Here is a 25,306-nt window from a genome sequence, read left to right on the forward strand (position 1 = left end):
AGACATCCAGCAGTGCGAAGCGAAGTAGCAGCGATACTGTCATGAGGTACTCTCCGCTTGCTGTACAGAAGGCTGCCCGTGCTCTTGCGGCGGGCGGTGTTATCGCGCACCCCACCGAGTCCGTGTGGGGCCTCGCCTGTGATCCAAATAATCTGCAGGCCGTAAGGCGCCTGCTGCGCCTGAAGAACCGCCCACTGGAAAAGGGCCTGATCCTGGTTTCCGGTGAGGAGGAAAGTTTTAGTCAGCTGCTCGACCCACTCAGCGCTGAGCAGCGCGAAAAGATGCGGGAAACCTGGCCCGGACCCGTGACCTGGCTGGTGCCCCATCGTGACCGCATACCCTATTGGGTCTGTGGCGCCCATCCCGCAGTGGCCCTGCGTCACACCGACCACTCTTTTACCGCTGCGTTAACAAGGGCTTTTGGCGGTGCTATCGTATCCACTTCTGCCAATCCGGCGGGGTGTCAACCTGCCCGGCACAAGTACCAGGTACTTCGCTATTTTGGTGATGCCCTCGACTTTGTCGGCGGTGGTTCCACCGGGGGCCGAAATTCCCCTAGTGAGATTCGCGACCTGCTCAGCGGAGAGCAGTTGCGGGCGGGCGGATGAATTCTTTAAAACGAGTTAATGTTTCCCAATGAGTGATATTGATACCAAGGAAGTAAAGGGCTACCTGCTGGATCTACAGGATCGAATCTGCAGCGCGCTGGGTAGCGAGGACGGCCTGGAGTTTCACGAAGACGCCTGGGAGAGGCCCGGCGGCGGGGGCGGTAGAACCCGGGTGTTGGAAGAGGGAAATTTAATCGAGAAAGGTGGGGTCAATTTCTCGCACGTCTATGGTGACGGCCTGCCGCCCTCTGCCACGGCCAGCCGCCCAGAGTTGGCTGGCTGCTCTTTCGAAGCGATGGGGGTTTCTTTGGTGATCCACCCGCGCAACCCCTATGTACCCACAAGTCATGCCAACGTGCGCCTGTTCGTGGCCAAAAAGCCTGGCGCCGAGCCTATCTGGTGGTTTGGTGGGGGCTATGACCTCACTCCTTACTACGGTTTCGAAGAGGATGTGGTGCATTGGCACAATACTGCAAAGAGCGCCTGTGCGCCCTTTGGTGAAGAGATCTATCCGCGCTTCAAGCAGTGGTGTGACAAGTATTTTTACCTGAAGCATCGCGATGAGGCGCGCGGAGTAGGCGGCCTTTTCTTCGATGATTTTAACGAGGGTGGTTTTGAAAACGCCTTTGCCCTAACTCGCGCCGTGGGTGATAGTTATTTGGATGCTTACCTGCCCATTATTCAAAAGCGCAAGGATACGTCTTACGGCGAACGCGAGCGGGATTTCCAGCTTTACCGCCGCGGCCGTTATGTGGAATTTAACCTGGTATTCGATCGCGGCACCTTGTTTGGCCTGCAGAGTGGTGGGCGCACCGAATCTATCCTTATGTCATTGCCCTCGCTGGTGAGTTGGAAATACGACTGGCACCCAGAAGCAGGTTCGGCGGAGGAAAAACTCTACACGGATTTTCTGCCGCATAGGGACTGGGTATAACCCCAGATCAGGCACTACGGAGGTTCGCTGTGCAACAAACGCGATTGGAAGCCATCAACTCGCTATTTTTGGATTACAGGCGTCACTTTGAGACCGGGGATGCGGAACAGATAGCGGACTATTACCGTTTTCCTCTGCATTATTACCGTGAAGATGGCAACAAACTGGCGGTAGATCGTGGCGCCTTCGTGCAGCAGGTTGAGAAGCTGCTCAACGCTTATAAGCGCCTGGAGGTATGCCAGATACTCGGCACTGTCACTGAAATCATAGAATTGAATGATTACAGCAGCTTGGCCAGTGTACGCTGGACCCTGTTACATCACAGAGAAGAGGACGATAAGACCCTCGAACTCTACAGTTCACACACACGTTACCTGCTCACTGATACCGAGCAGGGCCTTAAAGTCGACGCTTTAGTACTGGTCGATGAAAGTGCCAAGATCCGCGAGGCGGCCAGGGCGCGCAAGAGGGCCCAGTCGTGAGTGACCACTATGCAGTGGTAGGCAATCCCGTCGACCACTCCCTGTCTCCACAAATTCACACCGCCTTTGCCGCCCAGACCGGTGAGGACCTGGTATACGAAAAGCTACTTGCCCCTCTCGATCGTTTTACTGAGTCGGCACAAACCTTTTTTGCCGAGGGTGGGCGCGGCCTCAATGTGACAGTGCCATTTAAGCTTGAAGCTTGCGAGCTGGCTGATGCGCTTACCGAGCGCGCGGCCGCTGCCGGTGCGGTGAACACCCTGGTATACGGAGAGAGTGGAAATCTGCTGGGCGACAATACCGATGGCGCCGGCTTGGTTTCAGATATTCGCAACAATCTGGGTTGGACAATTCAGGACAAGCGGGTGTTACTTCTGGGGGCCGGTGGCGCTGCCCGCGGAGCCCTGCTGCCGCTGCTGGCTGAGCACCCCTCACAGCTACATATCGCTAATCGCACCGCCGCTAAAGCCTGTCAGCTGGCAGATGAGTTTTCCCACTATGGGGCTATGACTGCAGGCGGATTGAATCAGCTGTGTGGAGGTTTTGATCTGGTTATCAATGCCAGTTCGGCGAGCCTGAGTAACCAGTTGCTGCCCCTGCCTGATCACCTTTTTACAAGCACTGGTCGGGCCTATGACATGGTCTACGGTGCAAAGCCGACGCCTTTTGTACACTGGGCCCGTGAACTGGGGGTTGAAGCAGCCGATGGTCTCGGCATGTTGGTGGGACAGGCCGCGGAAGCTTTCTATTTATGGCGCGGGGTGAAGCCCCGTGTTGAGCCGGTGTTGGCGGAGTTGCGGCGAACATTAACAGCCTGATTAATTCGGCTGAAGTTATAACAACAAAAATTAAGAGGATGCTGGCTGTGCGCGAGTGGTTGCGTAATCTCTCTATGTGCTTTGCGGTGGGTTGTTTCGGCGGCCTTTGTTATGCCCTGGGTCTGTGGGCTATGGGCAGCTACGGGTTTACCCGCTGGTTGGGGGTAGACTTGGCACCGCACCTCAGTAACGCTTATCTATACCAGCGTATCGTTTGGGGCGGGCTCTGCGGTCTGTTGTTCTTGCTCCCCTTGCGCAATGCTTGGCTATTGCGCGGTGCTTTATTATCACTGCTACCTGCCGCATTCCTGCTGTTCTACCTCCTGCCCCAGCGTGGCTATGACTATGGCGCTTTTGTGCTGGGAACTATGACTCCGCTAGTGATCGTTCTCGCCTGTGCTATTGGCGGTATTGCCGCATCCGCGCTGCTGCGACTACAGGGTAAGTAAAGTAACTGAGGCCAGTTAGGCACCGCCGCAAGTGACTGCGGCGGCTGCTCCAATCAGGCCTCAAACTCAATTTCGATAAGGCTACAGCTCTGGGTGTGGCCCATAGCTCTCTTGATGGTGGGATATACAGAGGCGGTGGCGACGCTGACGCCCAGCTCGATTCGCTGTTTTTTATCCAGCTGCTCAGAGATACGCTGGTCCAACAACGGATCAATATTTTTGTAACTGGCCAGCGCGGTGGCAAAGTCAAAAATATCCTTGAGAGGCTCCGGTAAATTACTGCCGCCTTGAATGCAGGCCTTCACCAATTGCGGAGCGACATTGGCTTCCAACGCCATGCGCACATTCAATTGCAGGCAGGCACCGCAGTCCGCCACCTGCATGGCGGCCAGTTTGCTCACCCAAAAAACCTCCAGCGGTAAGAATTCCCGGTGCATCGACAGGGGCTGGAACTGTACAAATTTTTCAAAGCCCTCTGGAGACGAGCGTAAAAACTCTTTTAGATACTCCATGTCGTAGCGATATTTCTTGGAGAAGGCATCCATTTCTTGCAGCTGCTGCTGTTCTGTCATCTCTATGGCTCCTATTGCCGGTGATAGAAAGTCGGACCTCCTCGGTCCTGCAGCCAAGTTTTATCGGTATTGATGTTAGATAAAAATTAATAACCATCGGACTTATCGATAGGTGGGCTGTAATAATTACCGTACAGACGCCGAGCTTCCCGGGCGAACCAAAGGCCGGCTTTGCCTTGAGCTGTTTTTGCCGACCACAACAGGTCGACATCCAGGCTCCAGGCGCTCAGTGCGCTGGTGAGTTTCAGCTCCACCAGTTTTCCACTTTTGAGGAAAGGGCGAGCCAACTCATAGGGCGCGTTGACCCAGCCTATGCCTTTGCAGGCCAGATCCAGGGCCTGTAGCAGGGAGTCGCAGACCCAGACCTGCGACGAGAGCTGCCAGCGTTGTTGGCCCTCCTCCATGGCTGCGATTATTTGCCGGTGGCGCGCGGCCTCACGCAGAGAGCTAGGCTGCTGATGCGCCAGTGGATGGTCCGGTGTGGCCAGGCAGAGAATTTGTTGGCGTCCGAGTGTGTTGAACTCTAGTGCGCCCGGGTAGCTGCCGCCGCTTGTCACAAACGCAAAATCGGCTTCGCCTTTGGCGATACTTTGCACTGCCTGATGATGACTGGAGCTGCGCAGTTGCAGCTGGGTGTGGGCAAAACGCTGGCTGAAGCTTGCCAGTACATCGTTGAGGCGATCGGGCATCACCAACTCCTCAAACAGGATACGCAGCACGGGTTCCTCGCCGCGCTGGTAGGAGTCCGCGGCCTGCTGAAAACGCTGCAGCTGCCCCAGCGCTTGGCGGGCAAGCGGCAATAGGGCCATGGCCGCAGCTGTGGGGTGTGGGAATTTTCCGCTACGGTCGAAAAGGGCGAGTCCCAGGTCCAGCTCAAGGTTCTGAATACAGGCACTTACCGAGGATTGAGCACGCCCCTGTTCGCGGGCAACAGCGGAGAAAGAGTCCAGCTCGCAGGCGCGTACAAAAGTATGCAATTGATCAGTATTCAGATTGAGCATGAGTGTCGAATCGTCCGGCGATGAGTTATTCAATATCCTGGCGGAGATATTGATCCTTCAGATTCACATAATTTTGCGCAGAGTAGCTAAAAAACGCCTTTTCCTTGTCGGATAACGGGCGGGCTTTGCGGCAGGGGGAACCCACATAGAGATAACCGCTCTCCAAGGTTTTGCCTGGTGGTACCAACGCGCCGGCTGCTAAAACGACCTCGTCTTCTATAACCGCACCGTCGAGTACTATGGCGCCGATACCGATCAAAATCCGGTTGCCGATGCTACAGCCATGCAGGCAGGCCTTGTGGCCAATTGTGACGTCTTCGCCGATTGTCAGTGGCCACCCCTCGGGATTAAACGGCCCCGCATGGGTGATATGTAATACTGCACTGTCTTGGACACTGGTACGGGCACCTATCTGAATTCGATGCATATCCCCGCGCACCACCGCCATGGGCCATACGGAGCAATCATCACCCAGAGTGACATCGCCAATCACAGCTGACTGTGGGTCAACAAAAACACGATGGCCAAGTTGCGGGGATTTCTCGCTCGCAGAATCGTTGTGGCTGCGCAGTGGGGACATAAAGAAGCTCCTGTACAATGAATCCTCTATCATAGCTGTATCCTATTTCGAGCACAGGGTCCCGTATGTCCAATCCATTGTTGAATCTCCCTCTTCTGCCACCGTTCACCCAGCTGCAGCCCGAGCAGGTTGAGCCTGCCATTGCAAAACTCATCGGAGACTGCCAAGGGCAGTTACAAAGAGGCTTAGAGAACCCTGGCTGGGAGAGCACCTTACAGCCGCTTGAACAGGTTCAGGATCAACTCAACCGGGCCTTCTCTCCGATCAGTCATCTCAACAGTGTACTGAGTGGTGAATGGAGAGCGCCCTATGAAGCGGCGCTTGCTCAGGTAACTGCCTATTGGACTGAGCAGGGGCAAAACCGCGAATTGTACGAGGTGTATCAACAGCTGGCGGCATCGCCTGAATTTGTGAGCTGGCCGCAGCCGCAAAAGAAATCTGTAGAGTTGGGTTTACGGGATTTCGAATTGAGTGGGGTCGGCCTGGAGGGTGAAGCTCGGGAGCGCTTTGCAGCCAATAGCAAGCGCCTGGCTGAACTTTCCAGCCAGTTCGCCAACAATGTTTTGGATGCTACCAATGCCTGGACCTGGCATACGGAAGATGAGGCAGATTTAATTGGCTTGCCGGAAACCGCTATAGCGGCGGCGAAAAGTGCGGCAAACACAAAAGGCAAAAGTGGTTGGTTGATCACCCTAGAGGGTCCGAGCTATTTGGCGGTAATGACTCATGCGGAGAACCGAGAGTTGCGCCGGTTGGTGCATACCGCATTTGTGAGCCGTGCCTCGGAGGTTGGGCCCAACGCTGGAGAGTTCGACAATTCAGGAGTGATGGAATCTATCTTGGCACTTCGCGCAGAGCAGGCCCAGCTATTGGGAATGGCTAATTACGCCGAGTTGTCTCTGGCCAGTAAAATGGCGCCAGATTGCGAAGGCGTATTGGAGTTTCTCAATGACCTGGCGAAGAGAGCCAAGCCCGCAGCCGAGCGGGAAATGGCTGAATTACGCTTATTTGCCAGCGAAGAGTATAAGTTAGAAGAGCTTCAACCTTGGGATATTGCTTGGGTTGCGGAAAAACTCAAGCAGCAGCGTTATGCCATTAGCCAGGAAGAGCTACGCCCTTACTTCCCTTATGCCAAGGTTCTGGAAGGTTTATTCGCCGTAGTGGAAAAGCTCTTTGGAGTTGCTGTGCAGGAAGACACTACTGTGGAAACCTGGCATAAAGATGTACAGTTTTTCTGGCTTTATCGCAATGGTGAACGTATCGCGGGCTTTTATCTGGATGCCTTCGCGCGAGAGAAAAAGCGTGGGGGTGCCTGGATGGATACTGTTGCCACACGTCGCCAAGGTGAAGAGGGCTTGCAGCTGCCCATCGCTTATTTGGTGTGTAACTTTAGCCCCGCAGCGGGAGATATGCCCTCTCTGCTAACACATTACGAAGTCACTACCTTGTTTCACGAGTTTGGCCATGGCCTGCATCACATGCTAACGCAAATTGCTATAGCGGCGGTTTCGGGTATCAATGGTGTGGCCTGGGATGCGGTAGAAATGCCTAGCCAGTTCCTGGAAAATTGGTGTTGGCAACCTGAGGCGATCGCCATGATCTCTTCTCATTACCAAACTGGAGAGCCGTTGCCTGCAGAATTACTAGAAAAAATGCTTGCGGCAAAGAATTTCCAGTCCGCTATGTTCACTGTGCGACAACTGGAGTTTGCAATTTTTGATTTTCGACTTCACGCCAGTGAAGAAGTGATGGATACGCAGAAAATTCAGCAGCTGATGTCAGAGGTACGCACCGAGGTGGCTGTAGTTCCCGTGGCTAAGGAAAATCGCTTCCAGCATGGTTTTAGCCATATTTTTGCCGGTGGCTACGCTGCAGGATATTACAGCTATAAGTGGGCAGAGGTACTCTCAGCAGACGCATTTTCACTATTTGAAGAAAAGGGTATTTTTGACAGTGCTACTGGCGAGAGTTTTTTGCATTCTATCCTCGAACAGGGTGGCAGCCGGGATGCTTTAGACCTGTTTGTAGAATTCCGAGGTAGAAAACCCGATGTTGATGCACTATTGCGTCACTCAGGTATTGAGCAGCTTGAATTAAATATCAGCCCGGCCTGAAAAGGCCGTTAAGTCATGCATGTTGAGCAGTAACTATGGTCGATCAGGAAAATTCCGGTGGGCATTCCAAAAAATCCAAAAAACGATTTATTGCTGGCGCTGTTTGCCCACGCTGTAGCGAGATGGATCGTATAGTCAATTACCAGGAGGATGGAAAAAATTTTCGTGAGTGTGTTTCCTGTGGATTTAAAGATGAAATACGCCTGCAGTCCGCGCCTTCTGAGCTATTAACCCGGGTTAGTACCGGGCAGAGAAAAGAGGCGAGTGAAGAACCGGTAAAATTTATTCAACCTACCAAAAAAAATAAGTAGTGAAAAAGGCAATTGTAGTTATAGCCGTGCTTGCCATTGCAATTATTGCTGGCTTGTACGGCCTAAATCATTATCGAAAAATTCAGAAACAGCAACTGGAGCAGACCTCACATCTATTGGCCAGTTGCGTCAACCAAGGACTTCTCAGCCTATTTCGTTTACAGGCAAATGATTGGCACAAGAATCCAGGCTTTGTTCTGCAACAGCAGCGATCACTTAATGAGAGTGTCGAAGGGCTACCGGAAAAGATTTTAGAGGGAAAATCCTTTAAGAAATGGGAGTATGCTGTCGATATCTGTAATAAGTTAACAAGAAATAGCAATTTACAACATATTACTATTTTCAGACCGCTTGCCGACCTCGCTTCATTTGAAATGTCAGATGCTGCTACGTTTAAAAGTAGAAAGTCACTGAGAAAACGTAAGAAAACTATTGGTGCACTGAGAGAGTCAGCACAGGCAGCGGATAGATACCTGAAAGATTTACGCAGTGATATAAGTACTCAGATGAAAGTTTATAGATTTTCTGATGAAGAAAAAGAATTTATTCAAAAACAAATAAACACAGAAGTTCTGGACTATTATCAGAAAGGGAATTTTTCACTTAATAATGCCAATGTATATCTTGAAAGATTATCAACCTTTTATAAATTGATGGCCGAAAACCCGAAAGCTTACACTGTGCGTAGTGGCAGTCTTTATTTTTATGATCGCTCTCTAAGAAGCAAAATTGATATTTTGAATCGAGCAATTTTACAAGGAGAAAGTGAGTTCTTTTCCAACTACACTCAGATTTTGGTCAGTAAGCAGATAAGAGCTTTGGGATTTTAAAAAATCGTGAGCGGGTATTAATACATTATTGTTCCCGCTCAATATTTGTCATCCTGAGATTATTATTTTTATTTCCTGAAACCTTGAGTTTCATAGATCAACAAAATCCCTAAAAAAATTTATTAGACATTGATCTTCTAATGGTTTTCAATCTAATCAATTGTTGTACATCATCTCCGATATAAATTCAGTATCATACTACTCTATTCTGTATTCAGCTGAATAATTCAGCTTATTACAAGCCAGAAACCCTCTAAAACTTAATTTATAAAAGTATTAAATTATTTCTTAATCCATGTGTCGGTTACAGTGTAGTATCGAAAGTAAGCAACAAGCCCTAAAGATCGTGCGCCAATCCACAAAAAAAGACTAAACCATATGCCATGGTTTCCCCAATCTCGAGTTAACCACCAGCTTGGGAAAAAAATTAGAATAGTAGCTATAAACATAGTATTGCGCATTTGTCGGCTTTTTCCGGCGCCAATAAAAACACCATCAAGTTGGTAACTCCATACGGCTAATAGCGGCAGAGCGCAAAGCCACCAATAAACGTTATTTACTTGCTGGATCACACTAGAGAGATCTGTAAACAACTTTATTATTATTGGCTGACAAAATATCAACAATAGAGTAATAAAGAGTGCACTTCCTAAAGCCCAAATGCCTGCGGCATTAACTATTTCCTGAAATAGTTTTTTTGATTTTTTTCCTATTGATTCACCTACTAATGCCTCAGTTGCATGGGCAAAGCCATCCAGCGCGTAAGAAGTCATCATTAATAGTTGTAATAATATTGCATTGGCTGCAAGGGTGGAGTCTCCTTGGGCGGCCCCTTGAGCAGTAAAGAATGTAAATGTTAATAACAGCAAGCAGGTTCGAATAAATAAATCTGTATTGATTTGCAGTAACTCAAGCCAAGGCTTCCACTCTATCCATGGCTGAAATTGAGGGGTTTGAAGACACTTTTTTAATGCTTTCCAAATTTTAGGATTAACACGCTTAAGTAAAAACAATCCCATCAATAAGGCGAAAGTATCAGCACAAACTGTGGCTATCGCAGCGCCTTTTGCCCCTAAACCAAGACCGAGAATAAAAAGAAAATCCAAAAGTATATTGAGTATATTTGCTGCTAGCAAAATATATAGTGGAGCCCGGCTATCCTGTCGGCCTATAAAGAAACCCAGTATGGCAAAGTTAACTAGTGCAAGAGGAGCACTTATCAGACGAATCTGTAAATAAGCCACTGCATGCGGGCTGGCTGCACTACTGGCATTCATCCAACCAACAATATTGTCTAGCAAAGGATAGGTAATAATCTGAAGTAGTATCCCTAATGCCATTGCCAATAGTATTGCTCTTAGCAACCATTCAACACCACCATCTTGACTGCGTGCAACGACACCAGTGGTGCCCATGCGAAGAAAACCGAAGGCCCAAAGCAGCATTGTCATAACACTTGCGCCAATGGCTACTCCAGAGAGGTAAACGGCCGAAGAAAGGTGACCGAGAATTGCGGTATCTACTGCCCCAAGTAAAGGAACTGAAATATTACTAAGAATCATAGGCCAGGCAAGATTCCAAACCCGACTCATGCTTCTTGAATCAATTGTTAGGTACTTCATAGGGGCTACTTATGATTAATAACTGTAAGAAAAAAAACGTATCAGTTTGGAGTTTTGTCTGATGTATTTTAAGAGGGATTAGTATCGTTTTGGCACATAAATCATCTGTTACTAAGCTGTCGATTATACCTTATTGTTCAATTTGATGATTGTTGAAGGCAGGATTGGACAGAAGGGAGCAATAAAGGAGAGCAATTTTATACAAGCAATAAAGTGGTACTGAAGTGGAGTGTCTGTGTGAATGCACAACGCAAATAATCTTTTTAATACAAATTAATCGTCCCGGGACAACAGAACTTGAGCTTATTGCAAAATAGGAGTTATATCATCAAATAATGATTAAATTTATTTGAAATTTCCTATGCAGGAAGCTGGTTTGAGCATAATTTATCGCTATAAGGCCTGATTGACTTTTCATTGACAATATGTTCCTGTTGTACCTGCAGTAGTTGCGACAAATAAAGAAACACAGGTTGTTGGTTGTACCTTCCGGGCGACGACATCTGAAGTAAAAATTTTTTTACTAAAATAACAAGTTGCACTGACGGCAGTAATGCGGGGATGTCACCTCGCCCAGTGTATGTAGTCTTGTGTTACTACAGTATGTCCAAAATTATTGAGTGGATTTAACCCTGTAACAGTACATAGACAGGGCTATTTCAGCTATCCGTGAAGGCCGGCGGCCAAAAATAAAATTCGGGTTTTCGAAGGAAACCCGCAACCACGGAGATCTGTAGGCGATGTTGAGAGGCTTTGATCGGCTGTTCGCCTTGCTGGCCGCTTCGCTATCTGTCCAATCCGTAATGGCGGAAGAGCAGGCTGTTGAGCGCTGGGGGGTCAATATGCCCAAAGGGGTGACAGAAGTTGCCCAAACGACCTATGAATTACACATGCTGATTTTCTGGATTTGTGTAGCCATTGGTGCTCTTGTATTTGGTGTCATGTTTTACAGTATGTGGCGTCATCGTAAGAGTAAGGGGTACAAGGCTGCACAGTTTCATGAAAGTACAGCTGTGGAGCTGGTGTGGACAATAATTCCCACTGTCATTTTGATTCTCATGGCTATTCCTGCGACCAAAACCCTCTATGAGATCTATGATACCGATAAAGCGGATCTTGATATCATGATTACGGGGTATCAGTGGAAGTGGAAATACGACTACATTGGTTCGGATGTTACTTTTTTCTCAAATCTCTCAACCCCACGCAGCCAAATTAATAACGAACAGCCAAAAAGCCCAAACTATCTATTGGAAGTTGATGAACCCTTGGTTGTTCCTATTAAGAAAAAAATTCGATTCTTAATTACTGCCAATGATGTGATTCATGCTTGGTGGGTACCTGACCTAGCTGTAAAAAAAGATGCTATTCCAGGTTTCATTAATGAATCCTGGACACGTATTGAAGAGCCTGGAATTTATCGTGGGCAATGTGCAGAACTCTGTGGCAAAGATCATGGATTTATGCCGATCGTGGTAAAAGCTGTTCCCCAAGAAGAGTACAACGCTTGGCTGGATGGGCGAGTAGCCTCTGCAGTAAAAATGCGCGAGCTTACGGGAAAAACTTTTACTTTTGATGAGCTTTTTGCACAAGGGGAAAAAGTCTACAACAGCATGTGTGCAGCCTGTCATCAGCCAAATGGAAAAGGGGTTCCCGGCGTATTTCCAGCGATTGCCGGATCAAAAATTGCGACAGGTCCCCTGAATACCCATCTCGATATAGTCATTGATGGATCACAGGTAAACCCTGCCATGCAAGCATTTGGAGAACAGTTATCTGAGGTGGATATAGCCGCAGTGATAACCTATCAACGCAATGCCTTTGGTAATGAAATGGGCGATACGGTTCAGCCCGTTGATATCCTTAATTTTAAGAATAAGCAGTAAGCGCTGGGGGATTTTAACATGGCACACGGACCTCAATCTGGCTTGAAACGCTGGCTATACACCACAAACCACAAAGATATTGGTACTTTGTATCTTTGGTTCAGCTTTGCAATGTTTTTCCTGGGTGGCTGTATGGCGCTCATTATACGTGCTGAGCTTTTCGAGCCTGGACTACAAATCGTACAGCCAGAATTTTTTAATCAAATGACGACCATGCATGGATTAATCATGGTCTTTGGGGCGGTAATGCCGGCATTTGTCGGGCTAGCAAACTGGATGGTACCGATGATGATCGGCGCTCCGGATATGGCATTACCACGGATGAATAATTGGAGCTTTTGGATTTTACCTTTCGGTTTTGCAATGTTGGCATCGACCTTATTTATGGAAGGGGGAGCACCTAACTTTGGTTGGACATTCTATGCCCCCTTGTCGACAGAATATGCACCACCGAGCGTCACGTTTTTTATATTTTCCATTCATATTCTGGGTGCATCTTCCATTATGGGAGCCATTAATATCATAGCGACCATTCTGAATATGCGTGCTCCAGGCATGACTTTAATGAAAATGCCGCTTTTCGTCTGGACCTGGTTGATCACTGCTTATCTTCTAATCGCAGTGATGCCAGTACTAGCTGGTGTAGTGACGATGATGCTGATGGATATCCACTTTGGTACCAGTTTCTTCAGTGCTGCAGGTGGTGGTGACCCAGTTCTATTCCAGCATGTTTTCTGGTTCTTTGGGCACCCAGAGGTATACATCATGATCTTGCCTGCCTTCGGTATTATTTCGGCGATCATTCCCACTTTTACGCGTAAACCACTATTTGGATATAGTTCCATGGTTTATGCCACAGCTGCAATTGCATTCCTCAGCATGATTGTGTGGGCTCACCATATGTTTACAGTGGGTATGCCTATAGCCGGCGAGCTGTTCTTTATGTATGCCACTATGCTGATTTCAGTACCCACGGGTGTGAAAATTTTTAATTGGGTTTCTACCATGTTTAGAGGCTCCATGACATTTGAAACTCCCATGTTGTTCGCTATAGCTTTTATTATTCTGTTTGCCATTGGCGGATTCTCAGGATTGATGTTGGCCATTGCTCCAGCGGATTTCCAGTATCATGATACCTACTTTGTAGTTGCCCATTTCCATTACGTACTGGTTCCTGGGGCTATTTTTTCCATTACGGCAGGGGTTTATTACTGGTTGCCCAAGTGGACAGGGAATATGTACAACGAAACTATGGGGAAAGTGCATTTCTGGTTAGCTTTCATCGGATTGAATTTAACCTTTTTCCCGATGCATTTTGTCGGTCTGGCGGGTATGCCCAGAAGAATTCCAGACTACGCACTACAATTCGCTGACTTTAATCAGATGGCCAGTATGGGGGCATTTCTTTTCGGTGCGGCTCAGGTGGTATTCCTCTTTAATGTGGTACGTACAGTCATGGGTGGCAAAAAAGCCACTGATAAAGTATGGGATAACCCGGAGGGGTTGGAATGGACGGTGCCATCACCGGCTCCCTATCACACCTTTAGTACCCCTCCGGTTATTCGTTAATTTCTGGTTCTTGTGCCGATGAAATTTAGCGAAAATACGAAAGTTTCTGCGAAATTGCTGGCGCTTGCCGCCAGCATGCTGGTGTTCGCCATATTCGTGATGCCACCACTTTATGATGCTTTCTGCGAGATTACTGGTTTGAATGGTAAAACTGGCGGGCGTTACGAAGCGGTCCCTGCTGCTATCGATACCAGCAGGTCTATCACCGTCCAGTTTATTGCAAGCAATAACGACAATATGCCTTGGAAGTTTTCTCCCAGTGTAATGTCGGTGGAAGTCCATCCAGGTGAGGTTATGGATACCGTTTTTATCGCTTTCAATCCTACTGGAAGGGATATGATCGGTCAGGCCATTCCCAGCTTGGTTCCTTTTAAAGCCGCGGAATACTTTCACAAAACTGAATGTTTTTGCTTCAATCAGCAAATTTTAAAAGCGGGTGAACAGGCAGAGTTACCATTGCGATTTATCGTTGATCCCGAGATTCCTAACAGTGTAAATACCATAACCCTTTCCTACACGCTGTTCGATGTTACGGAAAGAATTTCTAAAAATATCGAAAAAAATAACGAGCCCGAGCGAGAGGGATAAAATTCATGGCTAGTGAAAGCAGTTATTATGTTCCAGAACAATCCAAGCTGCCGATATTTGCCACTATAGGTTTGTTTTTAATTGCCTTTGGTGCTGCAAATTGGATCAACGGTGGTAGCTCCTATATTTTCTTTACCGGTGCGCTGGCTTTGGCAGCAGTCTTATGGTTCTGGTTTGCAGCGGTAATCAGAGAAAATATGGCTGGTCTGAACAGTGAACAGTTAAAGAGATCTTATGTCTGGGGAATGGGATGGTTTATTTTCTCTGAGGTTATGTTTTTTGCTGCATTTTTTGGGGCCCTATACTACATAAGAAATTTCTCTGTTCCTTGGTTAGCTGGGGAAGGCGATAATGGAATATCCAACATGTTGTGGGAGGGGTTTGAGAATACTTGGCCTCTCTATGTGACTCCGGATGCAGCAGCTCATGGCGATACAGCACAATTTATAGGACCTAAAGATGTTATTGATCCATGGCATTTACCTCTTTGGAATACAATAATTCTTTTATCTTCCAGCGTTACCGTACATTTCGCTCATGTGTTTCTTAAAAAAGGTGAGCGTGGAAAATTTAATCTGTGGCTGGGAGGAACTGTTCTTCTAGGTTTCATATTTTTATATCTTCAGGCGCAAGAATACTATGAAGCCTATCAACATCTTGGACTCACTTTAGAGTCAGGCATTTATGGCACAACTTTTTTCATGTTGACGGGCTTCCATGGAGCTCATGTAACTCTGGGAACGATAATGCTGCTCATAATGTTGCTACGTTCTGTAATCGCACATCATTTCAAACCCAATGATCATTTTGGCTTTGAAGCAGCAAGCTGGTACTGGCATTTTGTAGATGTTGTCTGGGTTGGCTTATTTATTTTTGTATATGTGCTAGGTGCATAATTTATAAGTACATAGGATTCGCCTCAGGTTGAATTAACTTGAGGCGATATAAACTAATATTTATCTGTCCAGGGAGCAGTATTAGCCAAAATGCCGCTTTCGAAGCCATACCAGATGGCTAATAAAAGAAGTGCGGCAAGAGAAATCCGTATACCTAAAGCATAAAGAGTACGTTTAGACTGGGGAGCACCCATATCTCGTAGTAGAAAAAATAAAGCACTGGATAGGCTCACCAGTATCGCGAGAAAAAGAACGACTATAACGATTTTGAGCCACATATAATTATTTTCCATTATTTTATGTAGTAGCACATGACAGTAGAGATACCATCAGTTTCTTCAGATAATACCAGTGTATCATTGATTCGTAACTGGTCGATCACCCTGTTTTCATTTGGGTTTATTCCAGTTTTTGTATTGTTGGGATTTTGGCAGCTCGGTAGAGCTGATGATAAGAGAATCATAGATTTAGAAATCAATTCAAGATTGTCATCCCAACCAGAAAATCTACATTTAGTTACGAATTTAAAAAGATTCCTGCCTGTAAAATTAGATGGAAATTATTCTGATGAATATTTCTTATTGGATAATCGAACTCGCACTGGAAAGGTAGGGTATGAGGTTCTTCAAGTCTTTATATCTGGTGAACAGAGATGGCTAATAAATCGAGGCTGGATTCCATTTTCAGCTAGCCGGGATGTAATGCCTGAAGTTAATTACCCTAAAGATAAGATAAAAATCAATGGGTTTTTATACCCGGTTGAAAACTTAAAATCTATAGAGAATAAAGAAAAAATAATAAATCGTAGAATACAGATTGTTAATAAAGAAATTGTTCAGAATATGACGCTCAGTAATAACAACTGGATCGTTAGGTTAAGTGCTGACTCAGAATCAGCATTCATAACGGATTGGCAATTAGTAAATAGCAGCGTGGATCGACATATCGCTTATGCGATTCAATGGTTTGCTATGGCTACAGCTTTATTTTTTCTTTGGCTTTTTACTGCTACCAATTTTATAAAAGTAAATAAAATAAATAATTAGGGGTATGATAATGGAAGGAAGAGAAGGGTCCTCCACTCTGCAAGAAAATGGAGAAATAAAAACAAATTCTTCTTCAAGAAAAATACAGATATTTTCTATTGCAGCATCGGTTTTTCTACCGATTGTTGCAGCTTATATAGTGTTTTATACGGGAGTGGGAATACCTGATGGAACAACTAATCAAGGTGAGTTACTTCAACCACCGATTAATTTTAATGATTTAAAAATATCTTCACTTGAAGAGGAGACACAGTTAATTGGGGGGGAACACCAAAAGTGGAGATATCTCATTATAAGTCCTTCAGACTGTGGTGAGGACTGTGAAAAACTATTATATACCAGTCGCCAAGTGCATATCCGATTGGGTGAGAAAGCCAGCCGAGTTGAGAGGCTTCTTGCAACTCATCATTCCATGACTGAAGAAAAAAAAGAAAAACTACAGTTAGAACATCCCCGGCTAAAGATTTTCAGATTGAATGACAATAGCGTAAATACGCTACATGAACTGACCGACCATAAAAAAATTGATGATGTTAAAGCAATATTAATAGATCAGGAAGGATTCGCAATGATGATCTATGACAACCAACATAGTGGTAATCAACTATTGAAAGATATCAAACGCCTGTTGAAGTACTCCTATGAAAAATAATGGAGAGTGACATGGAGTCGTCAGGAAAAAAGAAAATAAAGCAACCTATAAAAGAGCAATTTGGTTGCCGTTTGAAGTTAACATTGGCTGGATGTGTCTTAGCCATAATTGTTGTTACTTTAGGAGCATTTACTAGGCTTGTTGATGCTGGGTTGGGCTGCCCCGATTGGCCTGGTTGTTACGGCCATCTTACTTGGCCAGATAAAAATCATGAAATTCAAGCTGCTAACTATGCATTTCCAGATACGCCTGTAGATACTAGCAAAACTTGGCCTGAAATGGTGCATAGATACTTTGCAGGCATCTTGCTTTTATTAGTCGTTTCGCTTGTTTACATATCCTGGCGTAAACCTAAACAACGCACTTTTAAACAGATACATTTTTTGATGGCCCTGATTACTTTGCAAGCGGCTTTCGGTATGTGGACTGTCACCTTGAAGTTATGGCCTCAGGTTGTCACTGCGCACTTACTAGGAGGAATGGCAACATTATCTATGCTGTGGTTACTCGTAGAAAGAATGAGATATGACAAATTATCAGGTCAATTCAAAAATTACCGTAAGCTTCATAATCTATTACCCCTTGCCGTTTTGACTGCTATAGCAGTAGTTGTTCAGATAGCCTTGGGAGGCTGGACGAGTTCAAATTATGCTGCACTTGCCTGTCCAGACTTCCCCACGTGTCATGGAGAGTGGCTTCCTAAAGCTGATTTTAAGGAGGGGTTTAATATCCTCCAACAAATTGGGCCAAATTATTTAGGTGGTGCTTTGGAAAGTGATGCACGTACGGCTATTCACTTTATTCATCGTATCGGCGCTTTAATAGTGACCGGACTAGTCCTTAGCCTTTCATTTTTTTCCTGGAAAGCTGGTGAGTATCGTTGGGCCCTTATATTGATTGCTTTGATAGGGATGCAGGTAAGTTTGGGTGTCGCAAATGTAATTATGTTTTTACCACTATCAATTGCTGTTGCTCATAATGCCGGTGCCGCATTTCTATTATTAGGTGTTTTAACTCTCTGTTATCGTATTTACTCAGCTGGCTCTACTGAATTACGAGAAAATAATTCTAAAAAAAATCGAATTATAAAAGATTCAGAATTGGCTGCCGAGTTGTAATGATCTATGTCTTATCAAGGAAGAATTAGAGAAGAAAAATATTATGGCTATACAAACTGCTAAATTGAGCTTCACTAACTGGCGTGATTATTATGAACTGACTAAACCCAGAGTAGTCATGCTGATGATTCTTACATCTCTGATTGGTATGTTGTTAGCTGTTCCAGGAATGGTTCCGTTAGAAATTTTAATATTGGGTAATTTAGGTATTGCCCTTTGTGCTGGTAGCGCTGCAGCGATTAATCATCTGGTTGATCGTTACATTGATACAAAAATGGCGCGTACTAGCAATCGCCCAGTCGCAAGAGGAAGAGTTGAGCCACGCAAGGCCATACTATTTTCTCTGTTGCTGGGTATTCTTGGTATGGCAGTGTTAATGGTATTTGTGAATGTATTAACCGCTTGGTTAACACTGATATCTCTGATTGGTTACGCTGTTATTTACACTATGTTTTTAAAGCATGCCACACCTCAGAATATTGTCATTGGTGGACTCGCTGGTGCAGCACCGCCACTACTCGGCTGGACAGCGGTAACTAATGAAATTCATCCACATGCCCTGTTACTGGTACTGATCATATTTGCCTGGACACCTCCGCACTTTTGGGCACTAGCGGTGCATAGGAAAGAGGATTACGCCAGAGCAAAAGTTCCTATGCTTCCAGTTACTCACGGTGTGCCATACACAAATCTGCATATTTTACTTTATACATTTATTTTATTTGCAGTTAGCTTACTTCCTTTTGCGACTGCAATGTTAGGTTGGTTATATCTTCTTGGGGCGGTGGTTCTAGGTCTTGGGTTTATATATTGGAGTTTGGTAATGCTACGGGGTCAAGACCCCAATGCGGGAATTGAAACCTTTAAATATTCTATTATTTATCTGATGGCTTTATTTTGCATTATGTTGTTGGACCACTATTTAATATCGGTGTAAAAAATGACTAATATTCATAAGATGGCTGAGCCTAAATTCATGCAACGCCAAAAGCGTGGTGTTCGTATAACGATTACCGTTTTACTGATGTTTATTGTGGCAGTTTTGGTTGGCTTTGTTCATAAATTAAGTCAACCAAGGATATTAAGTGATTCTGAGCTTCGCATAAATGGTGCCGTGAAATTACAGCGAGCAAGAATTTTAGATAATTTTCAGTTAATCGCTGATACAGGCAGTGCATTTGAAACAAAAAATATGAAAGGCCAATGGACTTTCATATTCTTTGGATTTACCCATTGTCCCGATGTTTGCCCTACAACTCTGTCGAGTCTCAATAGTTTCTATAAAATCCTTGATGGAGATATTCGTGCAGATACCGATGTTATTTTAGTTTCGGTTGATCCTGCCAGAGATAAACCACTAATTTTACATGATTATGTTCGATATTTTAATAATGATTTTCGCGGTGTTACTGGTAATTTCATAGAGATAAAGCGTTTTGCTAGTCAACTTAATGTTCCTTTTAATAAAGTTATTCTAGAAAATAATGATTATACGATGGATCATGGTTCTCAAGTTGTATTAATAAATCCCCTTGGACATTACCATGCTTTCTTTAGAGCCCCACTGGATCCGGCAAAAATGAAATTAACCTATCGTTCAATTCGTGCCACTTTTAATGGTTAATTTACTTATTGGAGTATTCTCATAAATTACTCTTTGACATGTGTATGCTTAGATGTAAGGAAGTAAAGTGCAGTTGAAAAGCCTTGACAAGGTTCACTCAAAGGATGTTTCTAAAGTCCCTTGGAGTGCACCACTTATCTTATCCATATGTATTATTCCTTTTGGCTGGGCTGGCTTTCTTGCACCTCTTACTTGGATCGCTTTAACCACACTTGAAATATGCCGAGGATGGAGGCGTGCGGCTTTATATTTTGTTTGTATTGCGCTTATGCTGTTGGCCGGCTTTAATATCATTCCTGGTAGTGAGCGAATTCAAATTTTAACTCCCTACTCAGATAGTGCAGGGAATTTGATATATGCAAGTTTCAATAGTGGTAAAGCATTAGTTGCTATTGGCTTGCTCGCTTTTATGCTTCGTCAAAAACAAACCGTACGACCTATCGATTTATTTTTTTTAATAATTACTATTGCTATTCCAATCGCTATTGGGTTGGTTTTGTATGGTCCTTCGGTAAAAATATCTAATACAATATTAATAGCAGCAGTTATCAATCTTTTAGTCGTATGTATTAGTGAGGAAGGCTTTTTTCGCTGGGTGTTACAAAGAGGGTTAGAAGAATCCCTTGCTGAGTGGCGATGGCTTTCTGTTCCAATAGTCACAGTTATTTTTACCATGCTTCATGTTGGGTGGTCTGCAGATACTTTAGCAATTATTCTACTTAGTTTAGCCTCTTTTTGTTATGCAATTCTCTGGTATTTACGTAGAAATTTTTGGCTTTGTGTGATGGCTCACTGGGCGGTCAATGTATTTCATATGTTATTACTCCCTTATCCTCTTCCTACTTAAAACTGAAAAGTGATAATAATCTAACCAAGATATGCGTTGAAGCGTACTGATAATGTTCAAGTTTTTACCGCAGATCTTATTCACGTTTACTATTTGATTGGGAGATTCTTATGAAAAAATGCTTGGCTTTTATTTTGATATTCTTGTCGGCTTGTGATGAGTGGAATGTTGAAAATCACCATGCACTTGCGAAAAAACTTGTACTGGAAAATATGTTAGTGGATGGTCATATAGATGTTCCATATAGGTTGTCGAAAGAAAATGTTGATGTTGGTTCCAGCGTAGAAGGTGGAGACTTTGATTATCATAGGGCCATCAAAGGTGGTTTAAACGCTCCTTTTATGTCGATCTACATACCTGCCGAAAAGGAAATTGATGGAACTGCTAAGGATTATGCAGACCAGCTGATTACTAATGTCGAGACATTGGTAGAAATGCATCCCGAAAAATTTGCGATTCCTAAATCTTTAAAAGAATTAAAAGCTCAAGTTGAGCAGGGTAAAATTTCACTGCCTCTGGGCATGGAAAATGGTGCAGGTGTTGACGGAAGCTTAGATAATTTAAGGCATTTTTATAACCGCGGAGTTCGCTATATTACCCTAACCCACTCTAAGAGTAATCATATCTCGGATTCTTCCTATGATGAGTCAAGGCCGTGGAAAGGATTGAGTGAGTTTGGTAAGGATCTAGTGAGAGGGATGAATGCACTAGGTATTATGATTGATGTGTCCCATATTTCTGATGAGGCCTTTTGGCAGGTAATGGAAATTTCATCAGTTCCTGTAATCGCCTCACATTCCTCAGCGAGACATTTCACCCCAGGTTTTGAGCGCAATATGAGTGATGCAATGATAACTGCGCTTGCAAAGCAGGGAGGGTTGATTATGGTCAATTTTGGCTCAACATTTATTAGTGCTAAATCTAGAGATTCCTATAACTCAATTAGTCGGCTGACTGAAAAATATATTAAAGAAAATAACTTAGATATACATAGTCCGGAAGTTGAAAAATATACGGAAACGTTACATCAGGATATGTTTGTCTATGCCGATTTAAGTGATGTACTTGATCACTTTGATCATATTCGCGATTTAGTTGGTGTTGACCATATCGGAATAGGCTCAGATTTTGATGGTGTTGGTGACAGTTTACCTGTTGGGCTGAAAGACGTTTCAGAATATCCAAACCTTGTCTTTGGTTTACTTGAACGAGGTTATAGTGAAGAAGACATCAAAAAGATCCTCGGGGGTAATCTACTGAGAGTCTGGCAAAGTAATGAAGAGTATGCGACTTCACAAAGGCACTGATTTAGACATTGGCCTCAAGTTGGTGAGCTATGCTTTTAGCAATTTTATAAGTTTTACTGTCGAACCTGAACACAGGTCTTTTGAAGACATTAGTTTGTATGTTTCATCGGCTGAGGAAAGCGCGGCTTTTTCTTGGTTGGTTTGGTCTTTTAATTGCTATGCCATTTTTTCTTTGGGGATTGGCAGGTGTGCTAAATATTGTTCCATCAATGATTCAATATTTTGGGGTCCAAGGGATAGGTATTCCCGCGATGATTACAATATCAGGATTGTTATTAGCTGCGGTAGGGTTTGGGACTATGATTAAATTTGGCGGTTAAATCAATGTTGAAGGCATCTGATTTCTTTATTTTATTAGCTGTTCTGATCTCATTTTTTTTGTCTGGGTACTTATGGTTTAACGGCTATAAGGAACAGGGTATTTTTACTGCCTTATGGGTGCCCAGTATTTTAAGTTTTGGCATCTACTTTAAAGTATCAGCCCTTCTGGCAAGAAGATAAAAGCTATGTCTGATACATTAATTTTGATAATAGGAATTGGCGTATCTATCTGTCTATTAATAGGGGTAGGGCTGACTATCTATGAATTCCATAAGGCGGGTTATGAGCCAGTTGGAGATCGATCGAAGAAGAATAAATCTATTAAATAATTTCGGAAAATCTATAAGATAAAAAGGGAAGCCGATGGCTTCCCTTTTTAACAAGTAATAAATATTTTAGAAGGTGTATGTCATTTTTCCGTAAATAAAACGACCGCGAGGGTCGTGCTGAGATTGTACATAGCCATAAAGATCGCCATCTTGATTACCAATTGCGAAAGGCGGCTCTTCGTCGAAGACATTGTCGGCGCCGAGACTTAAAACCATATTTTCAAAGCCGGTATATCGAGCCTGTATACCTAAAGTGAGGAATGAATCCACTGTGCGATAAGCATTATCACCATAATCAAGGTTTCCATAGATATTTGGGGTATCCTCAAATTCACCGATATAGCTGAGCAAGGCACTTATACCGAAGGTATCAAAGTTCCAATCAGCTGTGGCATTCCAACGGTGCTGTGGGTACTCGTATTTCCCTGCTAAATCATGGGTCATAAGTGCATCACCGTTTAAGTTGAGCTCCACACGCTCAAACTCAGTTAAATAGGAGTAGTCCAAACGTAGGTTTAACTCTCCACCGGCTAGTTCCAACCCACTGTATACAGCGCTAAGGTCGACACCAGATACGTCTTGTTCGCCAATATTGGTGTAGCTACTAAGCAGGGATTGCAGCTGTCCTAAAGATTGGCCTGCAAGTGGTTCATTGCGTCGGCAGACGGTGCTGTCTTGATCGTTACAATGAAGACTATAGATGCCGGTATATGGAATGTCATCGATCTTTCCTTCCTGGGTGATATTCCAGTAGTCGAGGGAAAGACGCAGATTCTCAATAGGCTCGTAAACGGCACCTATATTGAAGGACTCTGATTCCTCTGCCTCTAAGTCCGGGTTTTGAGAGTAGATAATTGTGTAATCGAGCTTAGTGCAATCCTCACTAGGTATACCATTGGCTTCACAGCCATAATAGTCTGTCAAAAATTTTGATTCTTGTGAGTCACCAAGACCTATCTGCGCAAGAGATGGCGCACGAAAACCGGTACCCCAAGAGGCGCGTAAGGATAATTGCTCAGTGGCAGTCCACAATAGCTTGGCCATGGGATTAGTGGTGCTGCCAAAGTCGCTGTAATCATCGTAGCGGGCCGCCAGTGTGAGGTCGAACCTAGCGGGAAGGGGGATGGCTACTTCGACATAAGCCGAGGAAATATCACGGCTGGCGCTGGCTGATACAGACTCAGTACCAAAAATGAGGCCACGTTGGAATTGATCGTCGGGGATATCGGAGGCCTTTTCCTCACGATATTCCAAGCCAGCAGCCATAGCAATGGTGCCATTGGAGGTATCAAATAAATCGCCATTGATTGAGAAATTGTAGCTTGTCAGATCAGACTTACCTTTACGAACCAGATTGGTGGTGATGGCATCAATCACAGAGTCCGGATTTTGTACGCCGCCAAAGGGGTTGTAATTGCCGGCATTAATCTGTTCTTGCAGTAGGTCGGTGCGTACCCAGCCTTGGGATTTACTCCCGGTTTGTTCTGATTCGCTCCGTGAGCGCTGAATGGATGTCTCCCAATCCCAATCGGCGATAGAACCTCGCAAGCCGAAAACACCACGTAGGTTATCGGTTTCTATATCCCATTGGCGTGCCCCAGCATCTACAGTGCGGTAAAAGGCGATATCGACATCTTCGCCAAAGGGGTTGTTGGGGTGGTCGGCCAGTACATAGAGCCCTGCATCAGCATCTAGGGGTGTTGGGGCACCCTGGGCTACAGAAGTATTATGTTGCACAGCGATCTCGCTGAAAAACTCTATCTCCTCATTTAACTGCTTATGACCAAGCATAATTAACCCGGTGCGTTCCGCTTCGGGAGTAAGTAGGGTCCAGGGGCCGTAATCGTAAGCACATACATTGCCATTACGGGTTTCTTTTATGCGATCTTCTGGACAGTTAGGATCTTCTACTGTTTTAGTGGCGCCTGGAAGGATGAAACTTCCCGGAAAACCGCGAGCTGAACGAAGGTCCAGGCCTCCATTACCGGACTGGTTGGCGGTACCTAAACCGCTACGTTCGGTGCTTGCTAGGCGGCTATTTTTATGATGATCAAAAATAACAGTGAAATTGGAGTTTTCCCCATTGATGCCCCAAACAGCCGAGAAAGACTGCTCGTCATAGCCATCCGCACTGCCGTAATCCATAGAAACTTCAGTGCCTTCGAAATCTTTGCGCAGTACCAGGTTGACCACACCGGCTACCGCATCGGAGCCGTAAATTGCGGAGGCACCATCCTTCAAAACTTCCACACGTTCAACAGCGGCCAACGGAACACTGTTGATATCCACGAAGTTGGTGGTTACCCCCTCGGCAAAGGAACTGATAGCAACACGGCGGCCATTAACCAATACCAGCGTGGCATCGGCCCCCATACCGCGCAAACTCACCGCAGCTGCACCGTTAGCGGTGGAATCCTGGTTGTTGCCGCGGGTGGAGAAGGTGCCGTTACCCGCAGCGGGGTTTTTCTCAAACAGCTGCTGCAGATTGGTATAACCGGATTTCTCGATGCTTTCGCGGTCCATTACCTGGATCGGGGTAGCATTTTCAAATTCAGAGTTGCGGCTGATTCGGGAGCCGACAACGGTGACCTCTTCAATAGCACCTTCCTCGGCGGCGAAGAGAGCCTGTGGAGTTGTTGAAGCGGCCGCGGCCAAAATGGCAGAGGCCAACACATTGCGACGGAGAGTGAATTTTTCCATGTTTATTGCTCAACTTTTTTATTGTCATAGTCCATGACTGGCCCAAATTGGCTGGTCGTCGAGCAACACTAGCAATGGCGGAAAACTGAAACAATTAGCTCA

Annotated in this window: 26 protein-coding genes; 20 read left to right on the forward strand and 6 right to left on the reverse strand. The window is 45.2% G+C overall.

Going from position 1 to position 25,306, the window contains the following annotated elements; all coding sequences use genetic code 11:
- Positions 1-41: 41 nt before the first annotated feature.
- Genes tsaC through ACJJI0_RS15535 form a run of 5 tightly spaced genes read left to right on the forward strand, consistent with a single transcriptional unit; the run spans position 42 to position 3,291 of the window.
- Complete coding sequence (tsaC, locus tag ACJJI0_RS15515; protein WP_444883279.1) at positions 42-608, forward strand: L-threonylcarbamoyladenylate synthase type 1 TsaC; 567 nt, start codon at positions 42-44, stop codon at positions 606-608.
- A 28-nt stretch (positions 609-636) separates the two neighbouring features.
- Positions 637-1,542 (forward strand): oxygen-dependent coproporphyrinogen oxidase, encoded by a 906-nt coding sequence (hemF, locus tag ACJJI0_RS15520; protein WP_444883280.1) that lies wholly within the window; start codon positions 637-639, stop codon positions 1,540-1,542.
- 29 nt (positions 1,543-1,571) lie between these two features.
- The gene (locus ACJJI0_RS15525; protein ID WP_252083992.1) at positions 1,572-2,024 is read left to right on the forward strand and encodes a DUF6841 family protein; all 453 of its coding nucleotides are present in this window, start codon (positions 1,572-1,574) and stop codon (positions 2,022-2,024) included.
- Positions 2,021-2,842, forward strand: coding sequence for a shikimate dehydrogenase (aroE, locus tag ACJJI0_RS15530; protein ID WP_444883281.1), 822 nt, complete (start codon positions 2,021-2,023; stop codon positions 2,840-2,842). Before ACJJI0_RS15525 ends, aroE begins: the two co-directional genes overlap by 4 nt.
- A gap of 38 nt (positions 2,843-2,880) precedes the next feature.
- Positions 2,881-3,291, forward strand: coding sequence for a hypothetical protein (locus ACJJI0_RS15535; RefSeq protein WP_444883282.1), 411 nt, complete (start codon positions 2,881-2,883; stop codon positions 3,289-3,291).
- 53 nt (positions 3,292-3,344) lie between these two features.
- On the opposite strand, the gene ACJJI0_RS15540 is transcribed toward ACJJI0_RS15535, so the two are convergent.
- The 3 genes from ACJJI0_RS15540 to ACJJI0_RS15550 all read right to left on the reverse strand — a co-directional run bounded on the left by ACJJI0_RS15540 (position 3,345) and on the right by ACJJI0_RS15550 (position 5,444).
- On the reverse strand, positions 3,345-3,863 hold the full coding sequence (locus tag ACJJI0_RS15540; RefSeq protein WP_252083995.1) for a hypothetical protein: 519 nt from the start codon (positions 3,861-3,863) through the stop codon (positions 3,345-3,347).
- Between the two features lie 86 nt (positions 3,864-3,949).
- Positions 3,950-4,864 carry a LysR family transcriptional regulator gene (locus ACJJI0_RS15545; RefSeq protein ID WP_444883283.1) on the reverse strand — a complete coding sequence of 305 codons (915 nt, stop codon included), beginning with the start codon at positions 4,862-4,864 and terminating at the stop codon, positions 3,950-3,952.
- 25 nt (positions 4,865-4,889) lie between these two features.
- On the reverse strand, positions 4,890-5,444 hold the full coding sequence (locus tag ACJJI0_RS15550; RefSeq protein WP_444883284.1) for a gamma carbonic anhydrase family protein: 555 nt from the start codon (positions 5,442-5,444) through the stop codon (positions 4,890-4,892).
- 65 nt (positions 5,445-5,509) lie between these two features.
- Between ACJJI0_RS15550 and ACJJI0_RS15555 the strand changes: the two genes are divergently transcribed.
- The 3 genes from ACJJI0_RS15555 to ACJJI0_RS15565 are packed head-to-tail and all read left to right on the forward strand — an operon-like array spanning position 5,510 to position 8,699.
- On the forward strand, positions 5,510-7,558 hold the full coding sequence (locus ACJJI0_RS15555; protein ID WP_444883285.1) for a M3 family metallopeptidase: 2,049 nt from the start codon (positions 5,510-5,512) through the stop codon (positions 7,556-7,558).
- Between the two features lie 35 nt (positions 7,559-7,593).
- Positions 7,594-7,869: a YheV family putative zinc ribbon protein gene (locus ACJJI0_RS15560; protein ID WP_444883286.1), complete on the forward strand. Its 276-nt coding sequence runs from the start codon at positions 7,594-7,596 to the stop codon at positions 7,867-7,869.
- Complete coding sequence (locus ACJJI0_RS15565; protein ID WP_444883287.1) at positions 7,869-8,699, forward strand: hypothetical protein; 831 nt, start codon at positions 7,869-7,871, stop codon at positions 8,697-8,699. The genes ACJJI0_RS15560 and ACJJI0_RS15565 overlap by 1 nt, the downstream gene beginning before the upstream one ends.
- A gap of 281 nt (positions 8,700-8,980) precedes the next feature.
- Here the strand turns inward: ACJJI0_RS15565 and ACJJI0_RS15570 are convergent, their stop codons facing one another.
- Positions 8,981-10,321, reverse strand: coding sequence for an MATE family efflux transporter (locus tag ACJJI0_RS15570; RefSeq protein ID WP_444883288.1), 1,341 nt, complete (start codon positions 10,319-10,321; stop codon positions 8,981-8,983).
- 740 nt (positions 10,322-11,061) lie between these two features.
- Between ACJJI0_RS15570 and coxB the strand changes: the two genes are divergently transcribed.
- The 4 genes from coxB to ACJJI0_RS15590 are packed head-to-tail and all read left to right on the forward strand — an operon-like array spanning position 11,062 to position 15,260.
- Entirely contained in the window at positions 11,062-12,207 is a 1,146-nt protein-coding gene (gene coxB / locus ACJJI0_RS15575) for a cytochrome c oxidase subunit II (protein ID WP_444883289.1), read from the forward strand.
- An 18-nt stretch (positions 12,208-12,225) separates the two neighbouring features.
- Positions 12,226-13,776: a cytochrome c oxidase subunit I gene (ctaD, locus tag ACJJI0_RS15580; protein WP_444883290.1), complete on the forward strand. Its 1,551-nt coding sequence runs from the start codon at positions 12,226-12,228 to the stop codon at positions 13,774-13,776.
- An 18-nt stretch (positions 13,777-13,794) separates the two neighbouring features.
- On the forward strand, positions 13,795-14,364 hold the full coding sequence (locus ACJJI0_RS15585; RefSeq protein WP_444883291.1) for a cytochrome c oxidase assembly protein: 570 nt from the start codon (positions 13,795-13,797) through the stop codon (positions 14,362-14,364).
- 5 nt (positions 14,365-14,369) lie between these two features.
- A complete protein-coding gene (locus tag ACJJI0_RS15590; RefSeq protein WP_252084005.1) occupies positions 14,370-15,260 on the forward strand; it encodes a cytochrome c oxidase subunit 3 in 891 nt (296 codons plus the stop codon).
- Positions 15,261-15,313: 53 nt separating this feature from the next.
- Here the strand turns inward: ACJJI0_RS15590 and ACJJI0_RS15595 are convergent, their stop codons facing one another.
- Positions 15,314-15,553 carry a DUF2909 domain-containing protein gene (locus ACJJI0_RS15595; RefSeq protein ID WP_444883292.1) on the reverse strand — a complete coding sequence of 80 codons (240 nt, stop codon included), beginning with the start codon at positions 15,551-15,553 and terminating at the stop codon, positions 15,314-15,316.
- An 18-nt stretch (positions 15,554-15,571) separates the two neighbouring features.
- On the opposite strand from ACJJI0_RS15595, the gene ACJJI0_RS15600 reads away from it, so the two are divergent.
- The 8 genes from ACJJI0_RS15600 to ACJJI0_RS15635 all read left to right on the forward strand — a co-directional run bounded on the left by ACJJI0_RS15600 (position 15,572) and on the right by ACJJI0_RS15635 (position 22,174).
- Positions 15,572-16,306, forward strand: a complete 735-nt coding sequence (locus tag ACJJI0_RS15600; RefSeq protein WP_444883293.1) for an SURF1 family protein — start codon at positions 15,572-15,574, stop codon at positions 16,304-16,306.
- A 10-nt stretch (positions 16,307-16,316) separates the two neighbouring features.
- Positions 16,317-16,958: a redox-active disulfide-containing membrane protein gene (locus ACJJI0_RS15605; protein ID WP_444883294.1), complete on the forward strand. Its 642-nt coding sequence runs from the start codon at positions 16,317-16,319 to the stop codon at positions 16,956-16,958.
- 11 nt (positions 16,959-16,969) lie between these two features.
- Entirely contained in the window at positions 16,970-18,076 is a 1,107-nt protein-coding gene (locus ACJJI0_RS15610) for a COX15/CtaA family protein (protein ID WP_444883295.1), read from the forward strand.
- A 43-nt stretch (positions 18,077-18,119) separates the two neighbouring features.
- Positions 18,120-19,013, forward strand: a complete 894-nt coding sequence (gene cyoE, locus ACJJI0_RS15615) for a heme o synthase (protein ID WP_444883296.1) — start codon at positions 18,120-18,122, stop codon at positions 19,011-19,013.
- Between the two features lie 3 nt (positions 19,014-19,016).
- On the forward strand, positions 19,017-19,700 hold the full coding sequence (locus tag ACJJI0_RS15620) for an SCO family protein (RefSeq protein WP_444883297.1): 684 nt from the start codon (positions 19,017-19,019) through the stop codon (positions 19,698-19,700).
- A 67-nt stretch (positions 19,701-19,767) separates the two neighbouring features.
- Positions 19,768-20,547: a CPBP family intramembrane glutamic endopeptidase gene (locus ACJJI0_RS15625; protein WP_444883298.1), complete on the forward strand. Its 780-nt coding sequence runs from the start codon at positions 19,768-19,770 to the stop codon at positions 20,545-20,547.
- A gap of 110 nt (positions 20,548-20,657) precedes the next feature.
- Positions 20,658-21,854 (forward strand): dipeptidase, encoded by a 1,197-nt coding sequence (locus ACJJI0_RS15630; protein WP_444883299.1) that lies wholly within the window; start codon positions 20,658-20,660, stop codon positions 21,852-21,854.
- Positions 21,855-21,952: 98 nt separating this feature from the next.
- Positions 21,953-22,174 (forward strand): hypothetical protein, encoded by a 222-nt coding sequence (locus ACJJI0_RS15635; protein WP_444883300.1) that lies wholly within the window; start codon positions 21,953-21,955, stop codon positions 22,172-22,174.
- A 396-nt stretch (positions 22,175-22,570) separates the two neighbouring features.
- Here ACJJI0_RS15635 and ACJJI0_RS15640 read toward each other — a convergent pair whose 3' ends face one another.
- Positions 22,571-25,204, reverse strand: a complete 2,634-nt coding sequence (locus tag ACJJI0_RS15640) for a TonB-dependent receptor (RefSeq protein ID WP_444883301.1) — start codon at positions 25,202-25,204, stop codon at positions 22,571-22,573.
- Positions 25,205-25,306: the final 102 nt, after the last annotated feature.

Source organism: Microbulbifer mixtoriginis (SeqCode) (genome assembly GCF_052466695.1).